This is a genomic window from Rhodopseudomonas palustris, assembly GCF_003591005.1.
In the GTDB taxonomy this organism is placed as follows: Bacteria; Pseudomonadota; Alphaproteobacteria; order Rhizobiales; family Xanthobacteraceae; genus Rhodopseudomonas; species Rhodopseudomonas palustris_K.
In genome coordinates this window covers 18,593-40,363 of record NZ_QYYD01000024.1, presented here as the reverse complement: position 1 = coordinate 40,363, position 21,771 = coordinate 18,593, and the positions used below count along the sequence as shown (strand labels likewise).

Sequence of the window (21,771 nt, the reverse complement as noted above, 5' to 3'; positions counted from 1 at the left end):
CGAGATGGGGTCCACAGGAATTGGCGCGAGCGTTCCGCGGAAGGAAGACAAGCGTCATCTGCATGGGCAAAGCACCTTCATCGGTGATCTGGTTTTCCCGCGCATGCTCGACGTCGCCTTCGTCCGCAGTCCCGTCGCGCATGCCATCTTGAAGGCGCCGGACATCGAGGATGCGGACCGGAGCCGCGTGTTCGCCGGTTCGGATCTCGACGCGGTCCGTCCGATCCTCGCCGAGGCCACGATCCCTGGCTATCAGAAAATGCCCTATCCGGTGATGGCCCGGGACAAGGTCAATTTCGTCGGCCAGATCCTCGCCGCGTGCGTGGGCAAGAACCGCGCCGATGCCGAGGACATCGCCGAGCGGGTGATGTTCGACTTCGACGAACTCGATCCATTGACCTCCGCCGAAGCGGCCCTGCAACCCGGCGCGCCGGCGGTGCATCCCGACCTGCCGGACAACATCTTCCACCGTCTGCAGCAGGGCGACGATTTCGAGCCGATCCGTCAGGCGGCGCCGGTCAAAGTCACGCGGACCTTCAAGCTGGCGCGCCAGGCCATGGTGCCGATCGAGGGACGCGGCGTCGTCGCGCTGTGGGACGAGCGTGTCAGCCAGCTGATCGTCTATTCCTCGACCCAGTCGCCGCATCTGATCCGCACAGGGCTCTCGGAATTTCTCGATCTCGACCAGAATCGAATCCGGGTGATCGCTCCCGATGTCGGTGGCGGCTTCGGCTACAAGGCCATCCTGCATCCCGAGGAACTGATCCTCGGCTTCCTCGCCATGAAACTGCGTCGCCCGGTGCGCTGGCTGGAAGATCGTCGTGAGCATCTCACGGCGGCAGCGAATTCGCGCGAGCACATCTACACGATGACGGCCTATGCGGACGAGCAAGGGCGCTTGCTCGGACTCGACGCCGACATTGTTGTGGACGCCGGTGCGTATTCGATCTGGCCGCACACCTGCGCGTTCGATGCGATCCAGGCGGCCGGCATCCTGCCGGGGCCGTATCAAATCAAGAACTACCGGGTCACGGGGCGCACCGTCGCGACCAACAAGCCGCCGATCCAGGCCTATCGCGCCGTGGCCCGGCCCGGCGCCTGTTTCGCGACCGAGCTGATCGTCGATGCGGTGGCGCGCGCGGTGAACCGCGAGCCGCACGAGGTCCGCCGCGAGAATCTAATTCCGGTCGAGCTGATGCCGTATCGGTCGGTGACGGGAAAGCTCTACGACAGCGGCGACTACCCCAAATGCCTCGAGACGGCGCTCGGCGCGATCGATCTCGCGGCCTTGCGCAAGGAGCAGCAGCAGCGCCTGGCCGACGGCCGCTCGCTGCTCGGCGTCGGGTTCGCCACCTATACGGAACACACCGGCATCAGTACGTCCGTGCTCGCCTGGATGAATACGCGCCTGATGCCCGGCCACGAGCAAGCCGCGGTCCGTATCACGCCCGATGGCGGCGTCGATATCCGCACCGGCGTGCAGTCGCACGGGCAGGGCATGGAGACGTCGTTCGCTCAGGTCGCGTCTCAGGTTCTCGGCATCCACACCGATCAGATTCAGGTCACCCACGGCGATACCGCGCTGACGCCTTATTCCACCGGCACCTATGCGTCGCGCGGCATGGTGATGGTCGGCGGCGCTATTGCCGATGCGTGCGATCGGCTGATTGTCCGGCTGCGTGCCGCCGCTGCGCATCTGATGCAACGCGCGCCGGACGATCTGGTGTTCCGCGACGGCGCCTTTCACGCCGACGCGGCATCGATGACGATCGCCGAAATCGCCCGCGTCTATTACTTCAAGCCGGCGGAGCTGCCGGAAGGCATCGACAGCGCGGGCCTCGAAGTCGTCGGCGGCTATCGTCCGCAGCAGGATTCCGGCGCATTCGCCTATTCGAGCCACGTCTGTGTGCTCGAGATCGATCGCGATTTCGCCACCGTCAAGCTACGCGATTATGTGGCCGTCGATGATTGCGGCATCCAGGTCAATCCGATGATCGTCGACGGCCAGATCTGGGGCGGCATCGTTCAAGGCATCGGCACCGCGCTATTCGAGGAGGTGCGCTACGACGAGATGGGGCAGCCCCAGGCCTCGACGCTGGCCGACTATCTGGTTCCGGGCTGCGGCGACGTGCCGACCATTCGCCTGCTCAATTTCCAGACCGCATCGCCGTTCACGCGTTTCGGCGTCAAAGGGGTGGGCGAGGGTGGCGCGATCGCGCCGCCTGCCGCGATCGTCAATGCGGTCAATGACGCCTTGCGCTCGTTCGGCGCGGAGGTGGCGGAGGTCCCGGTGACGCCGTCGCGGATCTTGGCGGCGCTGGACGCCGTCGGATTGGAAGCCGGCTTCGTCGCGCGAGGCGCAGCATGAAGCCGATCAGTTTCGATTTCATCCGCGCCAACACGCTGGCGGAGGCCGCGCAGGCGCTCGCCGATCACGACGGCGATGCGCGCGTTCTGGCCGGCGGCCAATCGCTCGTGCCGATGCTGAATATGCGCCTGGTGCGGCCGACAGCGGTGGTCGATATCTCGCGCATCGCCGAACTGACGACCATCGATATCTCGCCGAGCGTGATCTCGATCGGCGCGATGGTCACGCACGCGCAAATCGAGCGTTCGGCACACACCGGAGCGACGTTCGATCTGCTGCGTCAGGTCGCGGGCGGCATCGCCTATCGCGGCGTTCGCAATCGCGGCACGATCGGCGGCAGCGTCGCGCATTGCGATCCCGCGGCGGATTGGTTGACCTGCCTGCGGGCGCTGGGCGCCGAGCTTCATCTCGTCGGAGCGCAAAGCACGCGCCGGCTTCCGATCGCGGACTTTCTGCTCGGGAGCTTCACGACTGCGCTGGAGCCGGGCGAGTTGCTGGCTCGGATCGATGTGCCGGTGCTCGGTCCCGCAATGCGGTTCGGCTACTACAAGCACAATCGCAAGGTCGGCGAATTTGCCGAAGCAATCGGCTGCGTGGTGTCGGACGCCGCGTCGGGTCATCGCCGCATTGTCGCGGGCGCGCTGTCGGCACCGCCGGTGGAGCTGTATCCGGGCGATTGGCCAGCGAGCTTCAGCATCGAGGGACTACGTCAGGCGGTGCGTGACGCGGCGCCCGGGGTCGAAGGACAGCATGTTCATTTCCACGCGGCGGCCATCCTGCGTGCCTTGAAGATCGGGTGCCTGGCATGATCGAGATCTCCCTCACCATCAACGGCGAGGTCGTGCAGGCCAGCGTCGAGCCGCGCTTGTCCCTGGTCGATTTTCTCCGCGAGAAGCAGCATCTGACCGGCACCCACGTCGGCTGCGAACACGGCGTCTGCGGCGCCTGTACGGTGCATATCGACGGCGTGTCGGCGCGCTCGTGTATCGCGCTCGCCGCGGCCTGCGATGGCCGCGATATCCGCACCATCGAAGGCTTCGGCGACGACGCTCAGATGAACGCGCTCCGAAGCGAGTTCTCGAAAGAGCACGCCTTGCAGTGTGGCTATTGCACGCCCGGCATGCTGATGACGGCCTACGATCTGGTGACGCGTTTTCCGGATCTCGACCCCGCCGATATCGCCCGCGAAATGTCCGGCAATCTGTGTCGCTGCACCGGCTATCAAGGCATCATCCGGGCGGTCGAAAACATCTACGCGGCCAATCGCGCGAAAGCGTGAGGAGACAGTTTCATGCAGCTCGATCAATCCTTCGAAGTCGGCCGCACTCTCGATACGGTGTGGCGCGGCTTGGGTGATCTGCCTGCGACGGCGTCCTGTATCCCCGGCGCAGAGATCACGCAGGTCGACGGCAACGAGAAGGCGTCCGGCGTCTTCAAGGTTCAATTGGGGCCGATCAAGGCCGCCTTCGCCGGTGACGCCGAAGTGGTGCGCGATGAGGCGACGCATTCGGGCACGATCAGCGGCGCTGGAAAAGACGGCAAGAACGCGACGCGCGTGAAGGCCCTGGTCAAGTATCAGCTTCACGCCGTCGGCGATGCGGCGACCCGGATCGATCTCTCGGTGGAATACTCGATTTCAGGACCGCTGGCTCAATTCAGCCGCGCCGGCATCGTCAAGGAGATCGCCGGCAGCATCACCAAGGTGTTCGCCACCAACCTCGAAGCGATGCTGGCCGCTTCAGCGTCGGCGCCGGCCGCTGTCCCGCCTGCGGAATTGCCGTCGTCGGCACCAGCTCAGTCCTCGTCGACGCCGCCTTCGGCCGAACGACTGCAGGCCGCTGCTCCGCCGCCGTCGCTTAATCTGGGCGCGCTGATGTGGAACCTGCTCTGGCAGAAGATCAAAGGCGTGTTCGGCAAGTCGTAAGACTTCGTCCACGCCGGACCTTGCCGATCGCTCTGCGCCGTGACTCGCGCGTGGATCGGCGGCAGTACGATCAAGGCCGGCAGGATCGGTCGCCGGCGCTCAGCTTTTCTGCGGTGCCCGTTGTCGTGCGCCGCGCGGCTCGCGGTCGGCTTTGCGGCCGGCTTGCTTCGTTCCCGCCAGCGCGTTGCGGATCGCAAAGCTGGAATGAATTCGCGACACGCCGGGGAGCGTCGACAGAATGTCGGTGTGGATGCGTTCGAACTCGGCCGCATTGTCGACCTCGACGCGGAGCAGATAGTCCGAACCGCCGGTCATCAGATAGCATTCCTGGATCTCGGGATACTTGCGGATCGCCCGCTCGAAGCGGCTCAAATAATCCTCGGTCTGCCGCTCCAGTGAGATGTTGATGATCACGGTCAGCGCTCCTTCGCGATGAGACGGGCCGACCAGCGCCGTGTAGCCGCGGATCGTCCCGTTCTGCTCGAGCTGACGGATACGTCTCAGGCACGCCGACGGTGATAGCCCGACTTCCTCGGCCAGCTTCGCATTGGTCATCCGCGCATCGAGGCGGAGCAGTCGCACCAGATTGCGGTCGATCTCATCCATTCGGAGTTCCAAACGAAATTGCGAATGGCGGCAGATTATTGCGTCGATCGCGATCGTTCAACGCAAAGCGGCGCCGTTCGGCGGCCTATTGCGCGACAATTGCGCTAGGGTGAACGAGGTCGTTCGGGCGAATTGCATGAGCGAACGAGCAGACGGAATGGGCAATGTGGAGGTGACGGCCGCGGGCAGGTTCTGCAGCGATCTGCCGCTGGCCGAGACCAATCAAGAAAGCACCGGGATCCAATGAAGGTGGTTGTGCTCGGCGCGGGCGTGATCGGGGTGACGTCCGCTTATTACCTGGCCAAGGCCGGCCATCAGGTCGTTGTGCTCGACCGACGCGAGGCACCCGCGCTCGAAACCAGCTACGCGAATGCCGGTGAGATTTCGCCAGGCTATGCGTCGCCCTGGGCGGCGCCGGGGATTCCGCTGAAGGCGTTGAAATGGCTGTTTGCCAAGCACGCGCCGTTGGTGATCCGGCCGACCGCAGATCCGGCCATGTGGCGATGGCTCGCCGCGATGCTGCGCAATTGCACGGCGGCGCGCTACGCGCTCAACAAAGCGCGCATGGTGCGGCTCGCCGAATACAGCAGGGACTGCCTGATCGAACTGCGCCGAGAAACGGGGGTGTCTTACGATCACCGCACCCTTGGCACGCTGCAGGTGTTTCGGACGGCCGAACAGCTCGATGCGGTCGGCAAGGACATCGCAGTATTGAGGAACGACGGCGTCGAATTCGAATTGCTGGATGCTGCGGGCTGCGTGGCCGCCGAGCCGGGGCTGCGGTGGGTGGAGCACAAGATCGCCGGGGGATTGCGGCTGCCCAACGATGAGACCGGCGACTGCTTCAAGTTCACCAATGCGCTGAAAGATCTATGCGAGCGGATCGGCGTCGAGTTTCGCTTCAATGTCGACATCCGCGGCTTGCGTGTGGACTCCGGCGCGGTGACCTCTGTTGGCACCGATCAGGGTGACGAGCGTGCCGATGTGTTCGTCGCCGCTCTGGGCAGCTATACGCCGGCTTTGCTGGCGCCGCTCGGGCTGCGCGTCCCGGTCTATCCGCTCAAGGGTTATTCGATCACCGTGCCGATCGTCGACGAGGCCCGCGCGCCGGTGTCGACTGTCATGGACGAGACCTACAAGGTGGCCATTACGCGGCTGGGATCCCGCATTCGCGTCGGCGGCATGGCCGAGATCGCCGGCTTCAATTTCGATCTTCCGCAAGCCAGGCGGGACACGCTGCAGCACTCCGTCGAAGACCTGTTCGGCGGTGCGGGCGATCAGGCGAGCGCTTCGTTCTGGACCGGCCTCCGGCCGATGACACCCGACGGCACGCCGATTATCGGCGCCACACAGCATCGCAACCTCTACATCAATTCCGGCCACGGCACGCTCGGATGGACGATGGCGTGCGGGTCGGGCCGAATTGTCGCCGATCTGGTGAGTGGGATGCAGCCGGAGATCGACGCGTCCGATCTGTCCTTGGCTCGATATCAGTAATCGAGAGCGTGCGTGTCGAGGCGGGGCGCGTCCCGTTGCCTAAAGCGCCGTGCGACAGATTCCGCGGTTCAGGAAGGACCGCGAATTGAGCCCCACAGGAGCCGCGTGATTTGACAGGCCTACGCAGTGTTGCCAAAATTAAAACGATGTTTCAACAAATGAAACATCGAGCTTTGATCGCGGGCGTTTTGGCGACGTCTCTGAGGTCGCTCGGCAGCTGGTAAAGGTCGATTGAGATGCGGTTGGACGGAGCGGCGGAAGACCTGTTGCGAGCCTATGAGGCGATGCCGCTGGCCGAGTTGCTGGGCGAGGCGCGGACGCTTGGTCGCGACGGCCACCGCGGCGTGATCAGCTACTCGCGCAAGGTATTCGTGCCGTTGACTCGGCTGTGCCGTGACAGTTGCGGCTATTGCACCTTCGCCAAGACGCCGCGGCAGGTCGAGGCGGCGTTTCTGTCGCCGGACGAGGTGCTGGCCATCGTTCACGCTGGGCAGGCGGCGGGCTGCCACGAGGCGCTGCTGACGCTCGGCGACAAGCCGGAGCTGCGTTACGCGGCGGCCCGCGAATTCCTTGACGCGCAGGGCGTCGGCTCCACGGTCGACTACATCGAGAAGATCTGCAAGCTGATCCTGGCCGAGACCGGCCTGCTGCCGCACGTCAACGCCGGCGTGATGAGCGAGGCGGAGACCGCGCGGCTGCGCAAAGTCAGCGTGTCACAAGGCCTCATGCTGGAGAGCCTCTCCGAGCGGCTGTGCGAACGCGGCGGAGCGCATTTCGGCTCGCCCGACAAGCTGCCAGCGGTGCGGCTCGCCGCGATCGAGGCGGCCGGCCGTCTGCGCGTGCCGTTCACCAGCGGCATCCTCATCGGCATCGGCGAGATCAGGCTCGAGCGGGTGCAGTCGCTGTTGGCGCTGCGCGATCTGCACGAGCGCCATGGCCATCTGCAGGAAATCATCGTCCAGAATTTTCGCGCCAAGGCCGAGACGCGGTTCGCCGGCTATGACGAGCCCGGGCTCGACGATCTGTTATGGACCGCGGCGGTGGCGCGGCTGATCTTCGGCCCGGCGATGAACATCCAGGTCCCGCCGAATCTCAGCTACGCGAACTATCCGCGGCTGCTCGAGGCAGGCATCAACGATTGGGGCGGGATCTCGCCGGTCACCGCCGACCACGTCAATCCGGAAGCGCCGTGGCCGGAGATCGCGCGGCTGCAGGAGGCCACCGAGGCCGCCGGTCTGACCTTGCAGCCGCGGCTCGCGGTGTATCCGGCCTATGTGCGCAACGCCGCGCAATGGATTGATCCGTCGCTGTTGCCGAAGGTGCTCAAGGTCGTCGACGGCGACGGCTTCGCGCGCGAGGACGGCTGGATGCCGGGCGGCCTGGCGCCGATCCCGCCGCTGCGCAAGCGCGCGCGTCGCGACATCTCGCTCGAACGGCTCGTGGCACGCGCGGCCACCGGAACGCGGCTCGGCAATCAGGAAGTCACGACCTTGTTCGCGGCGCGCGGCGGCGACGTCGACATGATCTGCGAGGCGGCCGATGCGCTGCGCGCGCAGACCAGCGGCGACACCGTGCGCTACGTCGTTAACCGCAACATCAACTACACCAACGTCTGCAGCTACACGTGCAAGTTCTGCGCGTTCTCCAAGGGAAAGACCCACGATCATCTGCGCGGGCGCCCTTACGACCTGTCGCTCGAAGAGGTCGCACGCCGCGCCCGCGAAGCGTGGGACCGCGGCGCGACGGAAGTCTGCATGCAGGGCGGCATCAACCCGCACTACACCGGCCAGACCTATCTCGACCTGCTCCGCGCCGTGAAGGACGAGGTGCCGGATATGCACGTCCATGCCTTCTCGCCGCTCGAAGTCAGTCAAGGCGCTGCTACGCTCGGCCTGCCGGTCGAACGCTTCCTGGCGATGCTGCGCGATGCCGGCCTCGGCTCGCTTCCAGGAACGGCGGCCGAGATCCTCGACGACAAAGTTCGCCAAATCATCTGCGCCGACAAGCTCACGACGCAGATCTGGCTCGACGTCGTGCGCAGCGCGCATCGTGTCGGGCTGCGCACCACGGCGACCATCATGTTCGGCCATGTCGAAACCTATGACAGCTGGGCGGCGCATCTGTTGCGCATCCGCGATCTGCAGGAGGAGACCGGCGGCTTCACGGAGTTCGTGCCGCTGCCGTTCATCCACATGGAGGCGCCGATGTCGCTGCGCGGCCAGGCGCGCAGTGGGCCGACCTGGCGCGAGGTGCGGCTGATGCACGCGGTGGCGCGGCTGGTGCTGCATCCGCTGATCAGCAACATCCAGGCGTCATGGGTGAAACTCGGCGAGGAGGGCGTGGCGAGCCTGCTGCGCTCCGGCGTCAACGATCTCGGCGGCACGCTGATGAACGAGAGCATCTCCCGCGCCGCCGGCACCCAGCATGGCCAGGAATTGGCGCCAGAGGCGATGGATGCCCTGATCAGCCGCGCCGGCCGCACCCCTGAGCAGCGCACCACGCTGTATCGGCCTGCTGCTGCCGAGCGCCGCGCCGCCAGCTTGGCGGCGCCGGAGCTGCAGGACCTGGTGATGACGCCGTTCGTGCCGAAGCAAATGGCGGTGGCGCGATGACCCACGTCATCATTCCCTGCAAGCCGCTGGATCTCGGCAAGTCACGGCTGTCGGGCACGCTGGACTCCGGCAGTCGTCGCTGTGCGAGCGCCTGCTGCGTGTCCGCACATTAGCCTTGAAAGCCAAATCGGCCTTCTGGTCCGCCGCGAGCCTTGGGACCTCAGAGCGGCGTCGACCTACGGTTGCTCATTCAACAACCGCAGCGCGTTGTCACGCTCGATCGCGCGCAGCACGTCTTCCGGCAGGCCCAGATTGGCCAGTCCCTTGACAGTCGCGGCCATGGTGGTCTCCGGCGCGAACGGATAGTCGCTGCCGAACAGCACCTGGGCCGGTGCAACCAGCTTGAGCAGGGCGCTGAAGGCGAGCTCGTTCGCCGACAATGCCGTGTCGAAGAACAGCCGCCTTAACTCGAACATCACGCCGTCCGGGACCCCGGCGCGAAATTCGGGACGGACCTCGAGCCGCGCGATGCGCTCGGCCAGAAACGGGATGGTGCCGCCGGCGTGGGAGAAGATGAAGCGGATATCGCGGCAACGCGCGAAGGTGCCGCTGAACAGCAGGCTGGTGATCGCCTTGGTGGTGTCGAACGGAAAGTCGAGCGTCGCCGCCGGCAATGTGACGCCAAGGCTATGAGCGTGGCAGCACGGCGCGTCGGTCGGATGGAAATAAACAACCGCCTTGCGGCGGTTGAGTTCGTCGAACACCGGCGCGAACATCGCATCGCCCGGATACTTTCCATCGTAGTTGGTGAGAAGCCCGATGCCGTCGGCATGCAGCGTGTCGAGCGCGTAGCCGATTTCTTGCAGGCTCGAGTCGATGTCGGGCAGCGGCAGGCTGGCGAACATGCCGAACCGGCCGGGATAGTCCAGCCGCATCTGGGCCGCGTAGTCGTTGCATTCGCGGGTGAGAACGCGAGTTTCGGTGGCGTCGCTGCACCACAGGCCGGGCGCCGAGATCGAGGTGATCGCCTTCTCGATGCCATTGCGATTCATCGCGTCGATCGAATGCTGCGGCGTCCAGACCGGGGTCTTGCCGGCAACGATCATCGGACCGATGCGGTCGTCTCCGATCTTTGTGACGTAGTTCGGAGGCAGGATATGATGATGAACGTCGATGCGGTGTGCTGGCATGAAATCTCGGTCCGGGCCGACGATGGTCGGCTCCACGGGAGCATTTGAGCAGACGGGCGGCGGCGCCGATCAGCTGTTGGGGATATCGCGGCCGTGTCCCTGCAGCGAGGCGACCAGCCGGTTGGAGGCTTCGACCGCGCCCTTGGCGGCATCGTTGCCCCAGATGAAGCGTGACAGCTGGCCGCCGAGATAGGGATGCATGCCGAGATCGTAGAGCTTGCGAAAATCACGCTGCTCGATGGCGGCGCGCTCCTCCGGCAGCAGCTTGTATCGGTCGAGCACGGCGGCTTCGTTCTCTTTGAACTCGCGCCGGATCTCGGGATTCCATTTCATGTCCTGGACGAGATCGTGCGTCGCCAGGTTTGGATTGAATTGTTCCCAGGCCATGGTCGCCTCACTGTTCCTTGCCGAGATCCCAGATCACCCCGCCGACGCCGCAGCGGAAGCTCGGCCACCCGGTGTAGCCGAACGAACGGCCGGGCCTCTCGCCGATCGCGGCCATCACCGGGAACCATGACAGCACCTCGGCGGTGCCACCGATGCCGGCCTCTTCCATTCGCTCCACCGTCATCTCGGACAGCAGCGCTTTGTGGTCGCCGCCGGCGCTCAGTTCGAGGAAGCGGCGATCGAACGCCTCGTCGATCTTGTAGTACTTGACGCCGCCCGGCTCGTGGCTGAGGCCGCCGGAGCCAAACAGGCCAACGCGCATGTCCGCGGGCAGGTCGTTGGCGATGAAGTCGCGCAGCGCATGGCCGACGTCGAAGCAGCGCTTGGCGTCCGGAAACGGCGGCACTGTGCAGTTCTGCAGCACCGGCACCAGTGTGATCTCGGTCGTGTCGAGATTCGTCATCGTCACCGGCACCGAGATGTTGTCGTCAAACTTGAGATTCTCGTCGCGCAGCGACATCCGCACGCCACGCCGCGTCATGCCCTGAAACAGCGCCTTCGCCACCGCCGGGTTGCCCTTGGCGGCGTAGTCGCGGCAGCCGATCCATTCCTGAAACCATTCGTGCGGGCCGCGATGCGTCTCACCGGCTCCGATCAGGAAGTCCGGATAGAAGGTGATGCGGCTGTTGGCGAGGTGATCGTTGGCGAACACGATCAGCACGTCCGGCTTGGCGGCGATGAGCTCGCGCGTGATTGCCGCGTAGGTGTCCTTCACGACTTTCTGTGAGTCGGCCGGCGCCTTGTCGAACAATCCGACGATCGCTGGGGCATGCGGCGCCGCCGCGGCAAATACGATTTGGGCCATCCTCGCCTCCTCCCGACTTCCTGTGGCGTTTATATACGTTGACCAAGATTATGCAATCAGCTTAATTGCATAAAATCTGTAAGGAGAGCGGGGCGGGGGTTCGGGATGCTGCTGCAGCAGGTGTTGAACGGAGTGATGCTCGGAGGCGCCTACGCGCTGATCGCCATCGGCTACACCCTGGTATTTGGTGTGTTGCATTTGGTGCACTTGGCCCATGGCGAAGTGTTCATGGTCGGCGCCTTCATCGCGTTGCAGATGGTGCTGTTGACCGGCGGCGGTGTCGCCGTGGCGCTGCCGGTGGCGGCGCTCGCCGGCGCGCTGGTCGGCGTGCTGGTCTATCTCGTCGCGATCAAGCCGATCCGCTCCCGCAAGGGTCATTATCTGGCGCCGATGATCAGCACGATCGGCGCCGGCCTGGTGTTGCAGGAAGTCGCAACCCGGGTGTTCGGCGGCGAGCAGGTCGGCTTTCCGGTGCAGATGGAGGCGCAGGTCTGGCATCTCGGACCGGTGACGCTGACCTCGGTGCAGCTGGTGATCCTGACGGTGTCGATCGGGCTGATGTTCGCGCTGCATCTGTTCGTGACGATGACCCGCGTCGGCATGGCGATGCGCGCCACCGCCGAGAGCATGGTGATCTCGAACACGCTCGGCATCCGCAGCGACCGCATCATCATCCTCACCTTCGCGATCGCCTCGGCGCTGGCCGGCATCGCCGGCGTGCTGGTCGGCATGTCGTTCAATTCGATCTCGCCCTATATGGGCGTCGACATGGGCATCAAGGGGCTCGCGGCGATGCTGCTCGGCGGGCTCGGCAACGTCTACGGCGCGATGATCGGCGGGCTGGTGATCGGCCTGGTCGAGGTCGTCAGCGTCGCCTATCTGTCGTCGTCCTATCGCGATGCCTTCGCCTTCATCGTGATCATCGCGGTTCTGCTGCTGCGGCCGCGCGGCATCTTCGGCTCCACCGCGCACGTCGAGGGCTGAGATGCTCGATCCCTATGTCGAGTCGGTGCTGATCTTCACCTGCATCAACATCGTGCTGGCGCTCAGCCTGTATCTGCCGGTGTCGGCCGGGCTGCTGTCGCTCGGGCAGGGCGGCTTCATGGCGATCGGCGGCTACGCCTCCGCGTATCTGACGACCGAGTTGCATTGGCCCTATGCGCTGGCGATCGCCTGCGGCGGCGCGCTGGCCGGCATCGTCGGCGTGCTGGTTGGCATTCCGTCGCTGCGGATCAAGGGCGTGTATCTCATCATCATGACGATGGGGTTCGGCGAGATCGTCCGGGTGTTCTTCCTGAATTTCGAGCCGACCGGGGCGGCGTCGGGTCTCGGCGGCATTCCGGCCGACACCACGCTGCCGATCGTTGCATTGGTCGCAGCGCTGGCGCTGCTGCTGTGCTTCCAGATCCGCAATTCACGGATCGGCCGCGCGGTCGCGGCGGTGCGCGAGGACGAGCTCGCCGCCGAAGTGATCGGCATTAATTTGACGCGTATCAAGGTGGCGATGTTCAGCCTCGGCGCCGCCGTCGCCGGCATTGGCGGCGGATTGTTCGCGCACTACGCGACCTTCATCGATCCCGGCCAATTCGGTTTCCATCGCTCGGCCGAAATCTTCATCATGGTGGTGCTGGGCGGCATGGGCAGCTTCTACGGCGCCGCGGTCGGCGCCTGCGTCGTCACCATCCTGCCCGAGCTGCTGCGGCTCGGCGACGCTCAGGAATGGCGCATGACGGCGTTCGGCGTGCTGCTGATCGTGATCATGATCGTGCGCCCGTCCGGCATTGTCGGAGTACGCCAATGAGCACGACCGCGACGCTGCTGCTCGAGGCGCAGCGCCTGACCCGCCGGTTCGGCGGTTACTCCGCGGTGTCCGAGGTCGATCTGTCGATCGAGCGCGGCACCATTCACGCGGTGATCGGCCCCAACGGCGCCGGCAAGACCACGCTGTTCAACCTGATCACCGGCGTGCTGGCGCCGACTGAAGGCCGCCTCAAGATCGAAGGCGTCGATATCACCGGCGCGCGGCCGGACCGCATCGCGCGGCGCGGCGTGGTCCGCACCTTTCAGGGCGTGCGGCTGTTTCCGGCGATGACCGTGCTGGAGAACGTCATGGTCGGCCGGTTCTGCCGGACCAGCGGCGGATTTCTCGCGGCGCTCACCCGCATTCCGGGACGGCCGAGCGCCAGCGAGCGCGCCACCGAGCAAAGCGCGATGCTGCTGCTCGACCGCGTCGGCCTCGCCGGGCGCAAGCACATGCTCGCCGGCGAATTGCCGCTGGCCGATCAGCGCCGACTCGAAATCGCCCGCGCGCTGGCGGCGGAGCCGATGCTGCTGCTACTCGACGAGCCGGTCGCCGGCATGAATCCGACCGAGGTCCACGAAGCCGGCGAGTTTTATCAGTCGCTGTGCAAGGACGGCCTGACCATCCTGATCACCGAACATCACATGAGCCTGGTGATGGCGATCTCGCACCATATCACCGTGATGAATTACGGCCGCAAGATCGCCGAAGGATCACCCGAGGTGGTGCGGCGCGATCCCGAAGTGCTGTCGGCCTATCTCGGCGCGGAGGCTGCGGCATGATGCTGTCGGTGCGCAATCTCGGCGTCAGCTACGGCCGCATCGCCGCGGTCCGCGACGTCTCGATCGACGTCGCCCGTGGCGAGATCGTGGCGCTGATCGGCCCCAACGGCGCCGGCAAGAGCACGTTGCTCAAGGCCATCGCCGGGCTACAGCCGATCGAGCGCGGCTCGATCGATTTCGACAGCGCGGCGATCGCCAATCAGCGCCCGGCGGAAGTGATGCGCCGCGGCCTTGCCCTGGTGCTCGAAGGCCGTTCGACGCTGAAGCAGATGACGGTGCGGGAGAATCTCGTCCTCGGCGCCTATGCGCGGCACGATCATGCGGAGATCGCCCGCGATCTCGATCAGATGCTGACGCGGTTTCCGATCCTGCGTGAGCGGCTGAAGCAGCGCGCCGGCACATTGTCCGGCGGCGAGCAGCAGATGCTGGTGATCGCCCGCGCGCTGATGTCGCGGCCGCGGCTGTTGATGCTCGACGAGCCGTCGCTCGGCCTGGCGCCGCTGATCACCGCCAAGATCTTCGAACTGGTGCAGGCACTGAAAGCCGAAGGCGATGTCACCGTGCTGCTGGTCGAGCAGAACGCCAACCAGGCGCTCCACATCGCCGATCGCGCCTACGTCCTCGAGAACGGCGAGGTCGTGTTGCAGGGCGCGGATCTCGCCGACGATCCCCGGATTCAGGAAGCCTATCTCGGAGTTTGACATGAGTGCCGACGAGACGCCGCAGGGCTATTCGATCTTCCGCGACACCATGGCGGACATGACGTTCCCCGAGATCGCGCGCGCGGCGGAGCGCCGCGCGGTGGTGCTGTGGGGGCTGGGTGTCATCGAACAACACGGGCCGCATCTGCCGCTTGGCACCGACGTCTATATGCCGTCCGAACTACTGCGGCGGGTGCGCCGTCTGCTCGCTGAGCGCGGCATCGACAGCGTGATCATGCCGCCGTTCTATTGGGGCGTGAACCAGGTGTCCGGCGCATTCCCGGGCACCTTCGTGGTGCGGCCGGAGATCGTCATCGAACTGATCGTCGATCTGATCAAGAGCCTGAAGAAGGACAGTTTTGCCCGGCTGTTCTGCATCTCCGGTCACGGCGATGCGCTGCATAACCGCACGGTTCACGCTGGCATCGCGCGCGGCGCGGACGAGGCTGCGATCGCCGCTTACTTCGTCGGCGCCCCGTCGTTCTTCGCCCGGGTCGGCATTGCCGCGGACGATCCTCACATCCTGCCGACCCATTCGGAGGTCGAGCGTCCGAGCCGCTACTTCGACGTCCATGCCGGCAAGTTCGAGACCTCGTCGATGTGGGCCGCCTATCCCGGGCTGGTGCGCGACGAATTGCTGCCGGCGTTGCGCTCGACGGATTTCGGCGTCGAGGACATTTCCGAATGGCGCAAGGGCGGCGACCACGCGCGGGCCAAGACGCCGCAGGGTTATCTCGGCGATCCGGCCGCATCCGATCGCGAGTTCGGCGAGACCATGATGGCGCAGCACGCCGAGCTGGTGGCGGCGGCGATCGCAGCCCAGGTGGGAGCAGCGCGGTGACGTCGTTGGCGCCGGATCTCATCCTCCACAACGGGCCGATCTACACCGTCAATGCCGGCGACGACGTTGCCGAGGCTCTGTCGATCCGGGCTGAAGAGATCGTTGCGGTCGGGCGCGCCGCCGACATCCTGGCTTCGGCGGGCGACGGCACGCGCGTCGTCGATCTGCAGGGCCGGGCGGTGGTACCCGGCTTCGTCGATGCGCATCCGCACATGGACGATGTCGGCCTGCAGATGGTGCTGCCGTCGTTCAACAATCCGAAGTCGATCGACGATGTGCTGGCGGTCGTCGCGCGCGAGGTGAGCAAGCGCAAGCCGGGCGAGTGGATCGTGTTCAATCCGCTGGCCGGCGAGCCCGAAGCGTTTTCCTATCCGCAGATGTTCGGCGCCGGCGGCTGGCCGACGCGGCACGATCTCGACAAGGTGTCGCCGGACAATCCCGTCTACATCCAGCCGCAGCTGATGCTGGCGCCGGGCGCCGCGATCGCCAACACCGCGGCGCTGCGCGCGGCTGGGCTTGGTCGCGACACCATCGCGCCGGAAGGCGTGGTGGTCGGACGCGACGATGCGGGTGAGCTCACCGGCGTGTTTCTCGACTACAACTTCCCCAAGGTGATGCCGGATACGTTCGGCGGCTTTCATCCCGGTCGCGCGTTGTTTCCGATGATCCCGCCGTTGACGCCGGAGCTCGTCTATGCCGGCGTCGAGACGGCGATGCGCGCGTTCAACCGCGCCGGGATCACTGCGATCTACGAAGGCCACGGCATCCCCAAGGGACCGCAGCGCGTCTATCTCGATCTGTGGGCGCGCAAGAAACTCACCGTGCGCACGTACTTCGTGATCTCCTATCCGGTGTCGCTCTACAACGACACGGCGGCCGGCGACCGGCTGATCGCGGAGACCGCGCTGTATGCCGGCGGCGACGGCTTCGGCGACGATCTTCTCAAGTTCGGCGGGCTCGGCTTTTCGTTCGACAGCGCCACTGCGATCGGCGCGTCGCTGATGCGGCAGCCCTATGTGGGCGCGCGCGGTCATTTGTGGACCGGCATTCAGCTCACCAGCGACGACAACTTCAGCGGCATCCTGACCCGCGCCGCGCGCGCCGGGCTGCGCCTGCAGGTGCAGTGCGCCGGCGGCGGCGCCATCGACAAGGTGCTGGCGATGTTCGCCGAGATCGACCGCGAGCAGCCGATCCGCGACAAGCGTTTCGTTATCGAGCACTGCCAGTTTCCTAGCGCCGACAACATGGCAATGTGCCGCGACCTCGGCGTGATCCCGACCAGCACCACCAACTTCCTGTGGAACTACGGGTGGGTGTACTTGAAGAGCTTTGGCGATAAGCTCGCCGCCGGCGCCATCCCGTTCCGCGATTGGCTCGATGCCGGCGTGCCGGTGGCGCAATCGACCGACGGGCGGCCGTACGATCCCATCTTCTCGTTCTGGCAGATGCTGGCGCGGCGCGATGGCGTCACCGGTCATGCGTTCGGCTTGCCACAGCAGAAGCTGACGCGGCACGAGGCGCTGCGGATGTACACCTTCAACGCCGCGCGCGCGGCGTTCTGGGAGCATCGCATCGGCTCGCTGGAGCCCGGCAAGCTGGCCGATCTGGTGGTGCTGTCGGGCGACATCATGACTATGCCGGAAGGCGACATCCGCAACGCGAAGGTTCTGGCGACGCTGCTGGCCGGCAAGCCGGTGCACGACACCGGCCTGTTCGGCTGATCAGGAAAGGCGATGACAATGACGCAACCACACGATCTGCTCGACACCGCCGCGAAACGGCTCGATCCCGGCCACACCGCCGTGATGGTGATCGACATGCAGAACGATTTCTGCGCCGAGCAGGGCTATGTCGAACGCATTGTCGGCAAGGACGTGTCGGCGTGCCGCGCCGTGGTGCCCGCCATCATGTCGCTGGTCAATGCCGCGCGCGCACGCGGTGTGCCGGTGTTGTGGATCCGGGCGAACTACGATCCCGAGCAGCTGCCGCCGGGCATGCTGGCCAAGCAGCGCGAACGTAGCACGGAGGTGTGCTGCGGAACCGGAAGCTGGGGACGCGAACTATACGGCGTCGCGTCGGCGCCGGGCGAGGCGTTGATCGACAAGCACAGCTACAGCGCGTTCGTCGGCACCGAAGTTGAAAAGCTGTTGCGCGACCGGGGAATCCGAACCATCGTATTTGCTGGCGTGCAAACCAATGTGTGTGTCGAAACAAGCCTGCGTGATGCCGTATGCCGGGGATTTTACGCGGTGCTGGCTTCCGATTGCGTCGCCTCGCACACGCCGCCACTGCACGACGCGACGTTGACAAACGTGGGGTTCCTTTTCGGTGACGTGATGGGTGGAAAAGAGGTCGCAGAGGCCTGGGCCAAGTAGATCGAGCTTCGACAAATTTGGCTCTAGATTTTATGGGAGCTCTATATTTTATATGATTGCCTGTTTTGCAGGCGAATCGGTGGCTGGATCCCCGCCGAGTTGATGCCCAAGCGAGCGCCAGTCGGCGAGATTGATGAAATCATGACCAAAAGCAAGCTTCCCTGGGGACCGGCGCCGCGACGCCTGATCGATGCGCCGAAGACGCTGGCCGACGAAGCCTATCAGCGCATTCACGACGACATCATTCACGGCGAATTCGCGCCCGACGACAAACTGCAGCCCGATGCGCTGCGCGAGCGCTACAACATCGGCCTCAGCCCGGTGCGCGAGGCGTTGTCGCGCGTCGCGCTCGAGGGGCTCGCGGTGGCCGAGGGCCAGCGCGGCTTCTTCGTCGCGCCAGCGACCCGCGAGGAGCTGCTCGATATCGCCGATCTGCGCATCCAGTTCTCGGTGCTGTCGCTGGAGCGCTCGATCAAATTCGGCGGCGACGAGTGGGAGAATGCCGTCGTCACCAGCTACTACCAGCTCAACAAGCTGGAGAACCAGGCGCACCGCGAGCCCAAGACGTTTCACGACGAATGGGAACGGCGCAACCGGGCCTTTCACGAAGCACTCGAATCCGGCTGCGGCTCGCCGTGGCTGCTGCATTTCTGCGACATTCTGTACGATCAGCTCGAGCGCTACCGCCGCCGCTTCGTGGTCTACACCGACATCCACCCGACGATCGCCGAGGAGCACAAGCAGATCAAGGAGCTGGCCTTGGCCCGTGACCTGCGCGCCTGCGACGTGCTCAAGCAGCACTTCCAGCACGCGGCCAGCGTGATCGGTGGCATGATGGAAAAGGGCGAGGGCCGATCAGCCCCGGCGCCGCTCAAAAAGGACAAAGCGGCCGCGGAGCGCGCCAAGCCGCAGAAGCCGGCTGCCAAACGCGCCCGCGCCCGCGTCGCCTAAAGCCTCACGTCTTCCTCTATCGCCGAACTGTCGCAGCGCCGCCCTCGGGCGGCGCTGCGCGTTCGCGCGTTATAAAGCGGCAGCGCTTGCATCACATATAACATTGACGTCATAATAAATTTCGCAAAAATAATGACGCGATATGCGTTGCATAGGGGAGGTCTGAAGATGAGTTGGAAACAGGGTGCGCAGGTCCGCGCCGGCGGGCTGGCCGCGATGGCGGCCGCGTTGATGCTCGGCTACGCCGCGCCGGCGCTGGCCGACGTCAAGATCGGCGTGCTGATGCCGCTGTCCGGCAAGGGCGCGTCCTACGGCCAGCACCAGGACATCGCGATGAAGATGGCGCAGGAGGAGCTGCAGAAGGCCTCCGGCGGGAAGATCGAACTCGTGGTGTATGATACGCGCGGTGAGAATGCCGAGGCGATCAATCTGACGCGCAAGCTGATCTCCAACGACAAGGTCGCGGCGATCATCGGCCCGTTCTTCAGCGCCGAATGCGAGGTCGCGTTCCCGATCGCCGTGCAGAACAAGACGCCGATCGTGACTGCATCGTCGGCCAAACCCGGCATCGCCGCGAAGAACCGGCCGTGGGCGTTCCGCAATGCACTGTCGTCTGACCAGATGAACGGCTTCATGCTCGACGTCTGGCTGAAGCACCATCCGGTGAAATCGGTCGTGATCCTCACCGACGTCAAGGACGCCTTCACCAAGGTCGACGGCACGGTCGTGTTTCCGGCCGAGCTGAAGAAGCGCGACGTCCAGGTGCTCGACAACATCTCGTTCCAGACCGGCGACATCGATTACTCAGCGCAGGTCACCAAGGCGAAGTCGCTCAACCCCGATGGCATCCTGATCGCCGGCCTCTATAACGAGGGCGGCAACATCGTGCGCGAGATCCGCAAGCAGGGGCTGAAGCAGCCGATCGTCGGCGCGCTCGGCATGTCGGAGACGCGCTTCCTCGATATCGCGGGCCCGGCCGGCGACGGCACCACCGTGGTCAACCCGTTCTGGCCGGACGATCCGGATCCGAAGGTGCACGCCTGGGCGACCGAGTATCAGAAGCGCGCCAAGGTCGCGTCCGGCAACACGGCGGCCTTGATGTACGACAGCGTGCTGCTGATGAAGCACTGCATCGACAGCAAGGGCATCACCGGCGCCGGCGATCTCGCCGGCAACCGCGAGCAGATCAAGACCTGCCTGACCGAGGTCAAGGATCTGCCGGGCATCACCGGGCCGCTGTCGTTCAACGCCGACGGCGACGCCCGCCTGCCGCCCACGGTGCTGATCGCCAAGGGTGGCAAGTGGCAGGCGGTGAAGGACTGAGGACGTGGGGCGCCGAGTCGATAGGCTCGGCGCCTCGTCAATCGGACGGCGCTTCACGCACGAGCTCATGGTGAGGAGGCGAGAAGCGTCCTCTCGAACCATGGCCGATGGATTTGCTAACAAACTTCGTCATGGCCGGGCTTGTCCCGGCCATCCACGCCTTTTCGGCGTTTCCGGCAGCAAGGCGTGGATGCTCGGCACAAGGCCGGGCATGACGCGTGGATAGGAAAGTGCCTGATTTTGATCGCTCCATTGGCCGGGATACTCTGGTGAGCACTCAGTGCATGCGGACCAATCGGAGTATCAACCGCGGCTGTTCACCGGGGCGAGCAGCCAGCGGAATTCGCGGCCGAAGGCGGACTGGGGATCGGCGGCGAGGGCGGCGAGTTCGCGCGATGAGTCCGGCAGGACGAGAAAATGCGAGTCCTTGCTGCCGGCCTGTCGTGCCGCGTGGTGAGTGAACGTTACGACGCGCAGGTCGCGGGCGCCGCGGCTGACGGCCCATAGCGTCGCGACGCCGGCCTGCTGCGCAAGCTGCTCGGCGACGGAAGCGAAGCCGGGCTCCGCGAACGCGTCGATCGTCGCCAGGCCGCAGGCGGCGGTGGCCGCTCGGTGCTGATCCAGCGCGATGAGCGCGCGCGCCGCGGTGCAGGCGAGGCCGTGGTCTGCCAGTACGATCAGCTGCGGGCCGCCTTCAGCCGACGACGGCGTATCGTCGAGCTGCCCCAGCGCATCACCGACGGCCGCAGCCACATCGTCGTCGCTTTCGCCCTCGAGCTCGAGCACGCTCCAGCCTTCCGACATCAGGCCGTCGGCCCAGGCGCCATCCTCGGCTTGCGATGCGCCGCTCGGCGGCGTGGCGGAACGCAGCCGGACCAGCAGCACGTGCGGGCCGCTCGCCGGCGCCGCGACGCGCAGCGGCTGCGCTGCTTCACGCATCAGCATCTGCCGCATCGCTCAGCGCTCCCATACCTGGACATGGACCGGGCTGAGCGTTGGGCCGTTGACCGGGACGATCACGTCCATCGGGCAGTTCGACAGCGCGACGATGCAGTCGGCGATCGCCTCGAATTCGATGTAGTCGCCGGCGCGCGTCACGCCGGGCTCGATCACCCAATGGCCCTTGGCGCAATCGTGGTGATAGTTCATGAACAGGTCCATGGTGTCCGGTATGTCTTCGGGAAGCAGCCCGAACGGTGCCATCAGATCGGCGATCACTTCGTGGCAGCCGCGGCGGCCGGGGTGGCCGTAATAAGCGTAGAGCTCGCGGTTGCACATGCGGTGATGCACGTCGTGGACACCGACTCGCTCCGCCTGATCCGCGGTGATCGTCATCAGCGGCGTGCAGATCGTCGACAGCAGCACGTCGCCGGGCAGCAGCTTGTCGCGCGGCACGAATTTCTCGCCGGGCTTCGGCTTGTAGCGGGTGCGCGAATACGAGGTCGACAGCTTGTCGCGCGGATTGGCGCGGTTGAACACCGCCATGTCGACGACCTGCTGCCCCGCGAGATCGGTGATGCGCAGCGTTTCGCCTGGCGCGACGAAGGCGAGGCAGCCGGTCTTCGGCGGCAGGATGCTGTCGTAGACGATCTTGTCGGGTGTCGGCAT

General features: G+C 65.4%; 21 protein-coding genes. 15 read left to right on the top strand and 6 right to left on the bottom strand.

Annotation, left to right across the window (positions count from 1 at the left end; all coding sequences use genetic code 11):
- Positions 1-4: 4 nt before the first annotated feature.
- From D4Q52_RS20625 to D4Q52_RS20610, 4 genes are read left to right on the top strand one after another with little or no spacing between them, the layout of a single operon-like run.
- Complete coding sequence (locus D4Q52_RS20625) at positions 5-2,368, top strand: xanthine dehydrogenase family protein molybdopterin-binding subunit (protein ID WP_210210159.1); 2,364 nt, start codon at positions 5-7, stop codon at positions 2,366-2,368.
- Positions 2,365-3,177, top strand: a complete 813-nt coding sequence (locus D4Q52_RS20620; protein ID WP_119858454.1) for an FAD binding domain-containing protein — start codon at positions 2,365-2,367, stop codon at positions 3,175-3,177. The genes D4Q52_RS20625 and D4Q52_RS20620 overlap by 4 nt, the downstream gene beginning before the upstream one ends.
- Positions 3,174-3,647: a (2Fe-2S)-binding protein gene (locus D4Q52_RS20615; protein ID WP_119858453.1), complete on the top strand. Its 474-nt coding sequence runs from the start codon at positions 3,174-3,176 to the stop codon at positions 3,645-3,647. Before D4Q52_RS20620 ends, D4Q52_RS20615 begins: the two co-directional genes overlap by 4 nt.
- Positions 3,648-3,659: 12 nt before the next feature.
- Entirely contained in the window at positions 3,660-4,292 is a 633-nt protein-coding gene (locus tag D4Q52_RS20610) for an SRPBCC family protein (RefSeq protein WP_119858452.1), read from the top strand.
- Between the two features lie 99 nt (positions 4,293-4,391).
- Here D4Q52_RS20610 and D4Q52_RS20605 read toward each other — a convergent pair whose 3' ends face one another.
- Positions 4,392-4,898 (bottom strand): Lrp/AsnC family transcriptional regulator, encoded by a 507-nt coding sequence (locus D4Q52_RS20605; protein WP_119858451.1) that lies wholly within the window; start codon positions 4,896-4,898, stop codon positions 4,392-4,394.
- Between the two features lie 243 nt (positions 4,899-5,141).
- On the opposite strand from D4Q52_RS20605, the gene D4Q52_RS20600 reads away from it, so the two are divergent.
- The gene (locus tag D4Q52_RS20600) at positions 5,142-6,395 is read left to right on the top strand and encodes a D-amino acid dehydrogenase (protein WP_234831273.1); all 1,254 of its coding nucleotides are present in this window, start codon (positions 5,142-5,144) and stop codon (positions 6,393-6,395) included.
- Positions 6,396-6,631: 236 nt separating this feature from the next.
- On the top strand, positions 6,632-9,007 hold the full coding sequence (cofH, locus tag D4Q52_RS20595) for a 5-amino-6-(D-ribitylamino)uracil--L-tyrosine 4-hydroxyphenyl transferase CofH (protein ID WP_119858450.1): 2,376 nt from the start codon (positions 6,632-6,634) through the stop codon (positions 9,005-9,007).
- Between the two features lie 176 nt (positions 9,008-9,183).
- Here the strand turns inward: cofH and D4Q52_RS20590 are convergent, their stop codons facing one another.
- From D4Q52_RS20590 to D4Q52_RS20580, 3 genes are all read right to left on the bottom strand, one after another.
- Positions 9,184-10,137 (bottom strand): amidohydrolase family protein, encoded by a 954-nt coding sequence (locus tag D4Q52_RS20590; RefSeq protein WP_147407836.1) that lies wholly within the window; start codon positions 10,135-10,137, stop codon positions 9,184-9,186.
- Between the two features lie 69 nt (positions 10,138-10,206).
- Positions 10,207-10,524 carry an extradiol ring-cleavage dioxygenase gene (locus D4Q52_RS20585; RefSeq protein WP_119858448.1) on the bottom strand — a complete coding sequence of 106 codons (318 nt, stop codon included), beginning with the start codon at positions 10,522-10,524 and terminating at the stop codon, positions 10,207-10,209.
- A gap of 7 nt (positions 10,525-10,531) precedes the next feature.
- Complete coding sequence (locus D4Q52_RS20580; protein ID WP_119858447.1) at positions 10,532-11,389, bottom strand: hypothetical protein; 858 nt, start codon at positions 11,387-11,389, stop codon at positions 10,532-10,534.
- A gap of 105 nt (positions 11,390-11,494) precedes the next feature.
- Here D4Q52_RS20580 and D4Q52_RS20575 point away from each other — a divergent pair, with 105 nt between their 5' ends.
- From D4Q52_RS20575 to D4Q52_RS20535, 9 genes are all read left to right on the top strand, one after another.
- Positions 11,495-12,373 carry a branched-chain amino acid ABC transporter permease gene (locus D4Q52_RS20575; protein ID WP_119858446.1) on the top strand — a complete coding sequence of 293 codons (879 nt, stop codon included), beginning with the start codon at positions 11,495-11,497 and terminating at the stop codon, positions 12,371-12,373.
- A gap of 1 nt (position 12,374) precedes the next feature.
- Complete coding sequence (locus D4Q52_RS20570; protein WP_119858445.1) at positions 12,375-13,190, top strand: branched-chain amino acid ABC transporter permease; 816 nt, start codon at positions 12,375-12,377, stop codon at positions 13,188-13,190.
- Positions 13,187-13,972, top strand: coding sequence for an ABC transporter ATP-binding protein (locus tag D4Q52_RS20565; RefSeq protein WP_119858444.1), 786 nt, complete (start codon positions 13,187-13,189; stop codon positions 13,970-13,972). Before D4Q52_RS20570 ends, D4Q52_RS20565 begins: the two co-directional genes overlap by 4 nt.
- Entirely contained in the window at positions 13,969-14,673 is a 705-nt protein-coding gene (locus D4Q52_RS20560; protein WP_234831271.1) for an ABC transporter ATP-binding protein, read from the top strand. The genes D4Q52_RS20565 and D4Q52_RS20560 overlap by 4 nt, the downstream gene beginning before the upstream one ends.
- Position 14,674: 1 nt before the next feature.
- Positions 14,675-15,514, top strand: coding sequence for a creatininase family protein (locus tag D4Q52_RS20555; RefSeq protein WP_119858443.1), 840 nt, complete (start codon positions 14,675-14,677; stop codon positions 15,512-15,514).
- Positions 15,511-17,235, top strand: coding sequence for an amidohydrolase (locus tag D4Q52_RS20550; RefSeq protein WP_182915388.1), 1,725 nt, complete (start codon positions 15,511-15,513; stop codon positions 17,233-17,235). The genes D4Q52_RS20555 and D4Q52_RS20550 overlap by 4 nt, the downstream gene beginning before the upstream one ends.
- A gap of 12 nt (positions 17,236-17,247) precedes the next feature.
- Entirely contained in the window at positions 17,248-17,889 is a 642-nt protein-coding gene (locus tag D4Q52_RS20545; protein WP_119858441.1) for a cysteine hydrolase family protein, read from the top strand.
- 141 nt (positions 17,890-18,030) lie between these two features.
- Complete coding sequence (locus D4Q52_RS20540) at positions 18,031-18,840, top strand: GntR family transcriptional regulator (RefSeq protein ID WP_182915387.1); 810 nt, start codon at positions 18,031-18,033, stop codon at positions 18,838-18,840.
- A gap of 168 nt (positions 18,841-19,008) precedes the next feature.
- Complete coding sequence (locus D4Q52_RS20535) at positions 19,009-20,163, top strand: ABC transporter substrate-binding protein (protein ID WP_182915386.1); 1,155 nt, start codon at positions 19,009-19,011, stop codon at positions 20,161-20,163.
- A gap of 303 nt (positions 20,164-20,466) precedes the next feature.
- Here D4Q52_RS20535 and D4Q52_RS20530 read toward each other — a convergent pair whose 3' ends face one another.
- Both D4Q52_RS20530 and D4Q52_RS20525 read right to left on the bottom strand, forming a co-directional pair.
- A complete protein-coding gene (locus D4Q52_RS20530; protein WP_119858438.1) occupies positions 20,467-21,117 on the bottom strand; it encodes a hypothetical protein in 651 nt (216 codons plus the stop codon).
- Positions 21,118-21,120: 3 nt separating this feature from the next.
- Positions 21,121-21,771, bottom strand: coding sequence for a DUF1989 domain-containing protein (locus tag D4Q52_RS20525; protein ID WP_182915385.1), 651 nt, complete (start codon positions 21,769-21,771; stop codon positions 21,121-21,123).